9 protein-coding genes and 1 tRNA gene are annotated in these 9,025 nt (G+C 73.1%); 5 read left to right on the forward strand and 5 right to left on the reverse strand.

What is annotated here, in order from left to right:
* Positions 1-109 precede the first annotated feature (109 nt).
* The 3 genes from ACWKZU_RS01435 to ACWKZU_RS01445 form a co-directional block, all read right to left on the reverse strand.
* Positions 110-195, reverse strand: a tRNA-Leu gene (locus tag ACWKZU_RS01435).
* 112 nt (positions 196-307) lie between these two features.
* Complete coding sequence (gene ybaK, locus ACWKZU_RS01440; RefSeq protein WP_449280607.1) at positions 308-817, reverse strand: Cys-tRNA(Pro) deacylase; 510 nt, start codon at positions 815-817, stop codon at positions 308-310.
* 9 nt (positions 818-826) lie between these two features.
* Entirely contained in the window at positions 827-2,635 is a 1,809-nt protein-coding gene (locus ACWKZU_RS01445; protein WP_449280608.1) for a DEAD/DEAH box helicase, read from the reverse strand.
* Positions 2,636-2,711: 76 nt separating this feature from the next.
* On the opposite strand from ACWKZU_RS01445, the gene ACWKZU_RS01450 reads away from it, so the two are divergent.
* Both ACWKZU_RS01450 and ACWKZU_RS01455 read left to right on the forward strand, forming a co-directional pair.
* The gene (locus ACWKZU_RS01450) at positions 2,712-3,524 is read left to right on the forward strand and encodes an SGNH/GDSL hydrolase family protein (protein WP_449280609.1); all 813 of its coding nucleotides are present in this window, start codon (positions 2,712-2,714) and stop codon (positions 3,522-3,524) included.
* 40 nt (positions 3,525-3,564) lie between these two features.
* On the forward strand, positions 3,565-3,906 hold the full coding sequence (locus ACWKZU_RS01455) for a spore germination protein GerW family protein (protein WP_449280610.1): 342 nt from the start codon (positions 3,565-3,567) through the stop codon (positions 3,904-3,906).
* Here ACWKZU_RS01455 and gluQRS read toward each other — a convergent pair.
* Complete coding sequence (gluQRS, locus tag ACWKZU_RS01460) at positions 3,896-4,855, reverse strand: tRNA glutamyl-Q(34) synthetase GluQRS (RefSeq protein ID WP_449280611.1); 960 nt, start codon at positions 4,853-4,855, stop codon at positions 3,896-3,898. The two genes, ACWKZU_RS01455 and gluQRS, sit on opposite strands and share 11 nt — an antisense overlap.
* Positions 4,856-4,979: 124 nt before the next feature.
* Here gluQRS and ACWKZU_RS01465 point away from each other — a divergent pair, with 124 nt between their 5' ends.
* From ACWKZU_RS01465 to ACWKZU_RS01475, 3 genes are read left to right on the forward strand one after another with little or no spacing between them, the layout of a single operon-like run.
* Positions 4,980-5,645 (forward strand): response regulator transcription factor, encoded by a 666-nt coding sequence (locus ACWKZU_RS01465; protein ID WP_449280612.1) that lies wholly within the window; start codon positions 4,980-4,982, stop codon positions 5,643-5,645.
* Positions 5,642-6,952, forward strand: coding sequence for an ATP-binding protein (locus tag ACWKZU_RS01470; protein WP_449280613.1), 1,311 nt, complete (start codon positions 5,642-5,644; stop codon positions 6,950-6,952). Before ACWKZU_RS01465 ends, ACWKZU_RS01470 begins: the two co-directional genes overlap by 4 nt.
* Before the next feature lie 42 nt (positions 6,953-6,994).
* On the forward strand, positions 6,995-8,686 hold the full coding sequence (locus ACWKZU_RS01475) for an FAD-binding protein (protein WP_449280614.1): 1,692 nt from the start codon (positions 6,995-6,997) through the stop codon (positions 8,684-8,686).
* Positions 8,687-8,713: 27 nt separating this feature from the next.
* Here the strand turns inward: ACWKZU_RS01475 and ACWKZU_RS01480 are convergent.
* Positions 8,714-9,025, reverse strand: a 312-nt coding sequence (locus ACWKZU_RS01480) for a DUF222 domain-containing protein (protein WP_449280615.1), incomplete at its 5' end; no start/stop codon positions are given.

Consider the following 9,025-nt stretch of genomic DNA (forward strand, 5'->3'; position numbering starts at 1 on the left):
CGCTTCGCGGCCCATCTCGGTGGGGCTTAGCACATATCTCAGCACATGGCACGAAAATGACCCCCAACCCGGTGATCTAAACCCCAGGTCAGAGGCCATTTTCTGTTCGTGCGCGAGGGGGGACTTGAACCCCCACGCCCTAATACGGGCACTAGCACCTCAAGCTAGCGCGTCTGCCAATTCCGCCACCCGCGCGAACGATCCGGACCTTCATCGGCCGAACAGAGAATAACTTAGCACGGATATCCGCGCGGCACGAATCGGGACCGCTTCGCCGGGCGCGTCGCGCGAGGCCCCGTACGGGACGCTACACCGCCCGCCCGATCTCCGCCCAGATCGCCGCCGTGGCCCGGGCGAGATCCTCGGCGCGCAGCTCGATGTCGAGACCGCGGCGGCCGCCGGAGACCAGCACCGTGCCGTGCTCCTGCGCGGAGGCGTCGAGCACCGTGGGCAGTCTCGTGCGCTGCCCGACGGGACTGATCCCGCCGACCACGTACCCGGTCTTCCGCTCCGCGAGCGCGGCGTCCGCCATCGCGGCCCGCTTCCCGCCGAGCGCGGACGCGAGCGCCTTCAGGTCGAGTGTGCCCGACACCGGTACGATCCCGACGGCGAGCGCCCCGTCCACCTCGGCCAGCAGCGTCTTGAAGACGCGCTCCGGGGCGACGCCGAGGGCCGCCGCGGCCTCGCCCCCGAAATCGGTCACCGCGGGATCGTGCTCGTAGGCGCGCACCTCGAACGGGATCCCGAGCTTCGTCAGCGCGAGCGTCGCGGGCGTCGCGCCGCCCGCCGCTCCCGCGGCCCGCCTCTTCTTCGCCACGGGGCCAGTCTACGGCCGCAGCCGCCGGCGCAGCAGCTCGATGCGCTTCTGCAGCTGCGTCACGGACGACTGGGCCACGGGAGGCCCCCCGCACACCCGCCGCAGCTCGTTGTGGATGTCCTTGTGCGGCTCGCCAGACACCTTCGAGTACATGCCCACGAGCGAGTTCAGCAGCTTGCGCTGCTCGCCGAGGGTGCGGTGCAGCGCCTCGGGCGCCTCGGAGCGCTCCGGCGGGTGCTCCAGGATCCCCTGCCGGGTGGCCGATCGCCGCGCCTGCCGCGCCTGCCGCTGCTGCAGCAGGGCGCGCACCTCCTGCGGCTCGAGCAGGCCGGGGAAGCCCAGGAAGTCGAGCTCCTCCTCGGTCTCGACCTCGGCGTAGCCGCCGAACTCGGCACCGTCGAAGACGGCGCGGTCGAAGTGCGCGTCGGAGCCGAGCGCCTGGTACGCGAACTCCGCCTCCTCGAGCTCGGACGAGGCGCGGTCCTCGCGCTCGGCCTCCGCCATGAGCGCGGCCTCGGCGTCCCACATCTCCTCGGCGCTCTTCGGCCCCTCGAGCACGTGGCCCCGCTCCTTCTCGAGCTCGGCGGCGAGCTGCATGAGGGCGGGCACGTTGGGGATGAACACCGAGGCGACCTCGCCGCGGCGGCGGGAGCGCACGAAGCGCCCGATCGCCTGCGCGAAGAAGAGCGGCGTCGACGAGCTGGTGGCGTAGACCCCCACGGCGAGCCGGGGCACGTCGACGCCCTCGGACACCATGCGCACGGCCACCATCCACCGCGAGTCGCCCGCCGAGAAGCCGTCGATCTTCTCGGAGGCGCCGTCGTCGTCCGAGAGGATGAGCGCGACCTCCTCCCCCGTGATCCGCTGCAGCTGCCTGGCGTAGGCCTTCGCCGAGGCGTGGTCCGTCGCGATCACCAGGCCGCCGGCGTCGGGGATCTGATGGCGCACCTCGGTGAGCCGGCGATCCGCGGCGCTCAGCACCTTCGCGATCCAGTCGCCGTTCGGATCGAGCGCGGTGCGCCAGGCCTGGGAGGTGATGTCCTTCGTGTTGCCCTCGCCGAGCGACGCCTCCATCTCCTCGCCCGCCGAGGTCTGCCAGCGCATCTTGCCCGCGTAGACCATGAAGATGACGGGTCGCACGATGCCGTCGGCGAGCGCGCGGCCGTACCCGTAGTCGTAATCGGTGAGCGAGATCCGGGAGCCGTCACCCTGGGGCGCGTACTCGACGAACGGGATGGGCGCGTCGTCGGAGCGGAAGGGCGTGCCGGTCAGCGAGAGGCGGCGCTTCGCCGAGCCGTAGGCCTCGCGGATCGCGTCGCCCCAGCTGAGCGCGTCGCCGCCGTGATGCACCTCGTCCATGATGACGAGGGTGTCGGCGCTCTCGGTGAGCAGACGGTGCTGCACGGGCTTCATCGCGACCTGCGCGTACGTCACCGCGACGCCGTGGAAGTGGCGGCCGTAGCCGAGCCCGTCGCTGTTGGAGTAGTTCGGGTTGAGCCGGATCCCGGCGCGCGCGGCGGCATCCGCCCACTGCGACTTCAGGTGCTCCGTCGGCGCGACGACCACGATCTGGCTCACCGTGTGGTTGGAGCGCAGGATCGCGGCGAGCCGCAGCGCGAAGGTGGTCTTGCCCGCGCCGGGCGTCGCCGAGGCGAGGAAGTCTCGGGGCTCCTTCTCGAGGTACAGCCGGATCGCCTCCTCCTGCCAGGCGCGCAGAGTGCCGGCCGTGCCGTGCGCGGCGCGCTCGGGATAGGCGGGAGGCAGGTGCTCAGCTGCACTGGTCCCCGGAAGGTGAAGTTCGGGATCCGCATCTGTCACAGCGCTCTAGGATAATCGGTAACGAATGCTGACATGCTCGGAAGAGGGCTCGCCGCCCGGAAATGGGGACGAAGAAGTGGCAGAGGATCGGATCGAACTTCCCTGGTCGCGGTTCGTCGCGATCGGCGACTCCTTCACCGAGGGGGTCGGCGATCCGGACGCCGACAGCCCGGGCGGGTTGCGGGGCTGGGCCGACCGCTTCGCGGAGGTGCTGAGCGACTACGACGAGGAGTTCTCGTACGCGAATCTCGCGGTGCGCGGCAAGCTGATCCAGCAGATCGCCGACGAGCAGGTGGAGGCGGCGCTGGATCTGCGCCCGGACCTCATCAGCATCTGCGCCGGCGGCAACGACGTGATCCGCCCCGGGACCGATCCCGACGAGGTGGCGGCCAAGCTCGACCGGGTGGTCGCGCGGCTCGGCGAGAGCGGTGCGACGATCCTCGTCTTCACCGGGGTCGACACCGCGTTCCAGCCGGTCTTCCGCACGATCCGCGGCAAGGTCGCGATCTTCAACGAGAACGTGCGCAAGGTCGCGCTGCGGCACGACTGCGTGGTCGTGGACCAGTGGGCGCTCGATGAGCTGCAGGACAGCCGCTACTGGGCCGGGGACCGCCTGCACCTCAACGCGCTCGGCCATCACACGATCGCGCGCGCCGCGCTCGACGCGCTGAACGTGCCCCACGACCTCACCCCGCTCGATCCTCCGCCGCTGCCCGCGCGCAACTGGCGCCGCGCGCGCAAGGAGGACGTGGTGTGGGCGCGCGAGCACCTCGTGCCGTGGGTGATCCGCCGCATCAAGCACGTCTCCTCGGGGGACGATATCGAGCCGAAGCGGCCGCTCCCGGAGCCCGCGCGGCGAGGCCGTGACAGCGCTGGGAACGGCTGGTAGGGGGCTGCCGCCGGGACCCCCGAGCGGGTAGGGTGAGGGCATGGCACATCTCACGAAGCAGCTCGCGGATACCCTGACCCAGGTCGGTGTGCACTCGGCCTACGGCGACCCGATCGAGGTCGACGGCACGACGATCATCCCGGTCGCCTGCACCTCGTACGGCTTCGGCGCCGGAGAGGGCGGCGGCGGGCTCGAAGACGCCCAGGGCGAGGGATCCGGGGGCGGCGGAGGCGGCATGGCCGTGCCCGTCGGCGCCTACGTCTCCCGCGACGGGGTGACCCGCTTCGAGCCCAATCTCATCGCCCTGCTCGTCGTCGGCGTGCCCTTCGTGTTCGTCGCCGGGCGCGCGCTCGCGCGCGTGATCCGCGCGCTCAAGAGGTAGGCGGTCGCAAGTCCGACCACACCCACGGCTCGCGCGGCAGCGCCGCCGGATCGAAGCGGCCGAGGAGCTGCGCGGCGGTGACTCTCTCCCCCGGTTCCGCGAGCCCGAGCGATGCGGCGAGCGCGCTCAGCACCGCACCGGCGCCGATTCCCCGTTCGCGCAGATCGGCGAGCGTCACGGCGCCGTCGCGCTTCGCGAGCCGCGCCCCGCTCGGTCCGAGCACGAGCGGCACGTGCGCGTACTCGACCGCCGGAGGCGTCGGCAGGCCGAGCAGCCGCTGCAGCAGGATCTGGCGCGGGGTCGACGACGCGAGGTCGTCGCCGCGCACCACCTGGTCGACGCCCATGGCCGCGTCGTCGACCACCACGGCGAGATTGTAGGCGACCGTACCGTCGCCCCGGCGCAGCACGAAGTCGTCGATGTCGCCGCGCGTCGGCCCGAGGATCAGGTCGTCGAACTCGAGCGACGCGACGCCCTCGGGCGCGCGGAGCCGCAGGGCGGGTTCCCTCGGCGCGATGGCCTCCCGCGCCGCCCGCCGCTCCCCGGGCCCGCGATCGCGGCAGGTGCCCGGATAGGCGCCCGGCGGCGCGTGCGGCGCGCTCGGCGCGGCCAGGATGTCGCGGCGCGTGCAGGTGCACTCGTAGACGAGGCCCGCCGCGTCGAGCCGCGCGACGGCCGCCTCGTGGTCCCCGCCCCGCTCGCTCTGCAGCACCGGGTCGCCGTCCCAGTCGATCCCGATCCGCGCGAGGTCCTCCAGCTGCCGCGCCGCCGCGCCCGCGTCGCGAGCGCGGTCCAGATCCTCGATGCGCATCAGGAGGCGCCGGCCGCTCGCACGCGCGAAGAGCCACGCGAGCAGGGCGGTGCGCAGGTTGCCGAGATGCAGCTCGCCCGACGGGCTCGGCGCATAGCGCCCCGCCCCCGCCTGCAGCGATCCGCGATCCCCCGTCATCCCTCCATCCTCCCACGCGGGATGGGCCCCGCGGCACGCCCTAACCCCGAGCAGACCGTCGACGGTGCATGCTTGAGGGAGGGGTCCCGTGCGGGACCGGTTCGGACACGGCAGGAGGCGCGGCATGCGGGTGCTCATCGCGGAGGACGAGCGCGAGCTCGCCGACGCCCTCGCCGAGGGGCTGCGCGGTGAGGGGTACGAGGTGGAGGTCGCCTACGGCGGCGATACGGCCCTCGGCGCGCTCGGCCGCTTCGACGCCGACGTGCTGATCCTGGATCGGGACCTGCCCGGCGTGCACGGCGACACCGTGTGCCGGATGCTGCGTGAGCAGGGGCACCCCGTGCGCATCCTCATGCTCACCGCGGCCTCGGCGCTCGACGATCGTGTGGCGGGCCTCGACCTCGGGGCCGACGACTACCTGCCGAAGCCCTTCGCCTACCTCGAGCTGCTCGCCCGGCTGCGGGCGATGGGGCGCCGCGTGGACGCCGTCGCCGAGGCCCCGCTCGAATCGGCGGGCATCCGGCTCGACCCGGGGAGGCGTCTCGCGACGCGCGACGGACGCGAGCTGCGGCTCACCCCCCGCGAGTTCGCGGTGCTCGAGGAACTGTTGCGCGCCGACGGCGGCTTCGTGACCCCCGAGGCGCTGCTCGTGCGGGTGTGGGGCGGCGATCTCGAGCGCACGCGGGGCGTCGTCAAGATCACCGTGCACACCCTGCGCAAGAAGCTCGGCGAGCCGGAGGCGCTGCACTACGCCCACGGGCACGGCTACCGCCTCGGGACGGGATCGTGAGCGGCGCGTCGCGCGGGGGCGAACGCGGCGCGCGCTGGAGCACCCGGGCACGGCTCACCGCGCTCATCGCGGCGGCGCTCGTGGGGGGCGGCGCGCTGCTGCTCGGAACGCAGTACCTGGTGGTGCAGCAGGTGCTGACGTCGGCGGGCTCGGCCGGGCCGGCTGCGGGAGGCGCTATGGACACGTCGGCGGACTCGGCCGAGGCCGAGCTCCAGGCGGGCGAGCCGACGGCGTCGGACGGCGCGCCGCCCCCGGAGGAGGCCGGATCCGCACCCCGGATGACGGCCGAGGCCCCGGCGGCTGAGGAGGCCGCGTCGGAGGAGACCGCGGAATCCTTCGACGCCCCCGCCTCCGACGGCGCGCTCGCCGATCGGGCGCTGCCGCGGATCGCACTCTGGTCCGCGCTCGCCCTGGCGGTCTTCTCCGGTCTCGCGATCCTCGTGGCCCGCTGGCTCTCCCGGCGCTCGTTCCGCCGCATCGCGCAGATCACGGGCCTCGCGCAGCGCATCACCGCCGGCGACCTCGACGAGCGCATCGATCTCGGCGGCAGGCGCGACGAGGTGCGCGAGCTCGCCGACACGATCGACGGCATGCTCGACCGCCTGCAGGAGTCGTTCGCCCGGCAGGAGCGCTTCGTCGCGAACGCCTCGCACGAGCTGCGCACCCCGCTCACCACCACCCGCACCGCGCTCGAGATCCCGCTCGCGCAGGGCAGGATCCCGGAGGCGCTCGAACCCGCGATCCGCCGCGCGCTCGCGGCGAACGCGAAGAGCGAGCGGCTCATCGCCGCGCTGCTCGCGCTCGTCCGGGTGCGCCGCGGGGAGGTCGGGGCCGCGCCGGAGCGCGGGACGGACCTGGTGGCGGCGGTCGGCGCGGCGCTGGAGGCCCACGCGGCGCGCACCGCGGAGCTCGGCCTCGCGGTCGACCTCGAGCTGCGCGAGGAGCTGCCGGTGCGCGCGGATCCGGCGCTGCTCGAGCTCGCGGTCGGCAACCTCGTCGGCAACGCGGTGCGGCACAACGCGCGCGGAGGACGCGTGGGGGTGTCGGCCGAGGCCGGGGGCGGCACGGTGCGCCTGCGCATCGAGAACACCGGCGCACCGCTCGACGAGCGCACGCTCTCGGCGATGGCCGAGCCCTTCAACCGCGGCGACGCCACGCGGCTCGCCGACGAGAGCGCCGAGCCGGGCCTGGGACTCGGGCTCACGCTGGCGGACGAGGCCGCCCGCGCCTGGGGCGGATCGCTCGCGCTCGCGCCGCGGGCGGGCGGCGGACTCGTCGCGGTGCTGACCCTGCCGAGGGCGCGATAGCCTGAAGGCGGACGACGGCGGACGACGGGAAGCGGAGGCGGCGTGAACGGACTGGACGAGCTGCAGGGGGCGCTGGGCGAACGCCTCGTGATCGATCCGGAGCTGATCGCCCCGTACGCGCGCGACAGCTCGCGAGCCGTGGCCGAGGGCGCGCCGCTCGCGCTCGTGCTCGCCGAGTCGACCGCGGACGTCTCGGCCGCCCTCGCCTGGGCCCACGCCTCGGGTGTGCGCGTGAGCGTGCGCGGGGCGGGCACGGGGCTGACCGGCGGCGCCATGGCCTACGACGGCGGGCTCGTGATCTCGCTCGAGCGCATGAACCGGATCCTCGAGATCGATCGTGCGAATCGCCTCGCCGTCGTGCAGCCGGGCGTGATCACCGGCGAGCTCGACGACGCCTGCCGCGTACAGGGGCTCTTCTTCCCGCCCGACCCCGCGAGCGCCCGCCTGTGCACGGTGGGCGGCAACATCGCCACGAACGCCGGCGGTCTGCGCTGCGTCTCGCACGGGGTCACCTCGGACTCCGTCGCCGGTCTGGAGGTGGTGCTCGCCGATGGACGCGTGATGCGCACCGGCGCGCGCACGCGCAAGAACGTGGTGGGCTACGACCTCACCAGCCTCTTCGTCGGCTCGGAGGGCACCCTGGGGGTCGTCACGGAGGCGACGGTCCGCCTGAAGCCGGTGCCCGAGGGCACGCCCCGCACCTTCCGGGCGAGCTTCGACCGCATCGAGGACGCCGGCCGGGCGGTCACGGCGATCGTGGGCGGCCCGGCGCAGCCGGAGGTGCTCGAGCTCATGGACGCGCTGAGCGTCGAGATCATCGAGTCCTTCCACCCGACCGGCCTCGCGGCGCCCGCCGGGGCGATGCTGGTCGGCCAGACCGTCGGGCTCGACGCCGAGGAGCAGGCCGGGATCATCATCGGCATCTGCGCGGCGCACGGGGCGAGCGACACCGGGATCTCCGAGTCCGACGCCCTGCTCGAGGCGCGGCGGCTCTCGAACCCCGCGCTCAATGCGCGCGGGCTCAAGATCTCCTGCGACGTGGGCGTGCCCGTCGCCGCCCTCGCGGAGATGTTCCACGGCGTCGCCGAGATCTCCGCCAGGCACGGCCGGCGGGTCTCCACCGTCGCGCACGCGGGCGACGGCAACCTGCACAGCACCGTCGAGTCGGCCGACGATCCCGAGGGGATCCGCGCGGCGGACGCCGTGATCGACGCGGCGGGCATGGTCCCGTATCCGTCGCTGACCGCGTCGTTCCATCACGAGATCGAGTTGGTGGTGGCGCTGGGCTCCGGTGGCCGCGACGTGGCCGCCGACGATGCGCTGAAGCTGGTCTGGGGCTACGGCGTCGGTGTCGACCTGACCCGGCGCGATCTGCAGGACGAGGCCAAGAAACTGAGCCGGCCCTGGGATTGGGGCAAGGGGTTCGACGCGTCGGCCCCGTGCACGCCGATCCACCCGGTATCAGAGGTCGGTCACCCGGAAACCGGCGAGATCTGGCTGTGGGTCAACAACGAACTCAAACAGCACGGCAACCTGAAGGACCTGATCTGGTCGGTGCCCGAGGTCATCAGTGCGATCTCAGCGGCCGTCGACCTCGCCCCCGGCGATCTGATCTTCAGCGGCACCCCGGCCCGGGTCGGACCGATGCACCCCGGCGATGTGGTCTCCGGTGGCGTGGACAACGTGGCGGAGTTCAGCTTCACGATCGGCCCGGCCGATCGGCGGCACGTCTGACCCGCAACCATGGGCGCCTGACACTCGTTACGCCCCCGGGGCGGCGAACTTGGCGAACAACACTTCCCACACCGCAGCCGCCTCCGGCGTCAGATTCGCCGTCAACGGGGTCATCGCGTCACGGCCCTGCGTGCCGGTGGACAGCCCACGTTTGCGGGCCCGTTCGGTGTCGTCGGGGTCGGGGCCGTCCTGATCGAGCAGAAACAACCGCAACTCGGCGGTGTCTTTGAGTTCTTTGGGACCCACCCCGACCGCGACCCGCACCAGATCGGCCTCGAACTGCAACCGGGCCAGCAGCCGATGCCCCGCAGCAGGCAACCGACACAGCAGCGCCTCGTA

Source organism: Leucobacter sp. (assembly GCF_053528595.1).

Bases quoted from the DNA above. Each gene is read 5' to 3' on its own strand.
- ACWKZU_RS01455 (WP_449280610.1), top strand. From the start codon at position 3,565: ATGGCACATCTCACGAAGCAGCTCGCGGATACCCTGACCCAGGTCGGT.
- gluQRS (WP_449280611.1), bottom strand. From the start codon at position 4,855: ATGACGGGGGATCGCGGATCGCTGCAGGCGGGGGCGGGGCGCTATGCG.
- ACWKZU_RS01465 (WP_449280612.1), top strand. From the start codon at position 4,980: ATGCGGGTGCTCATCGCGGAGGACGAGCGCGAGCTCGCCGACGCCCTC.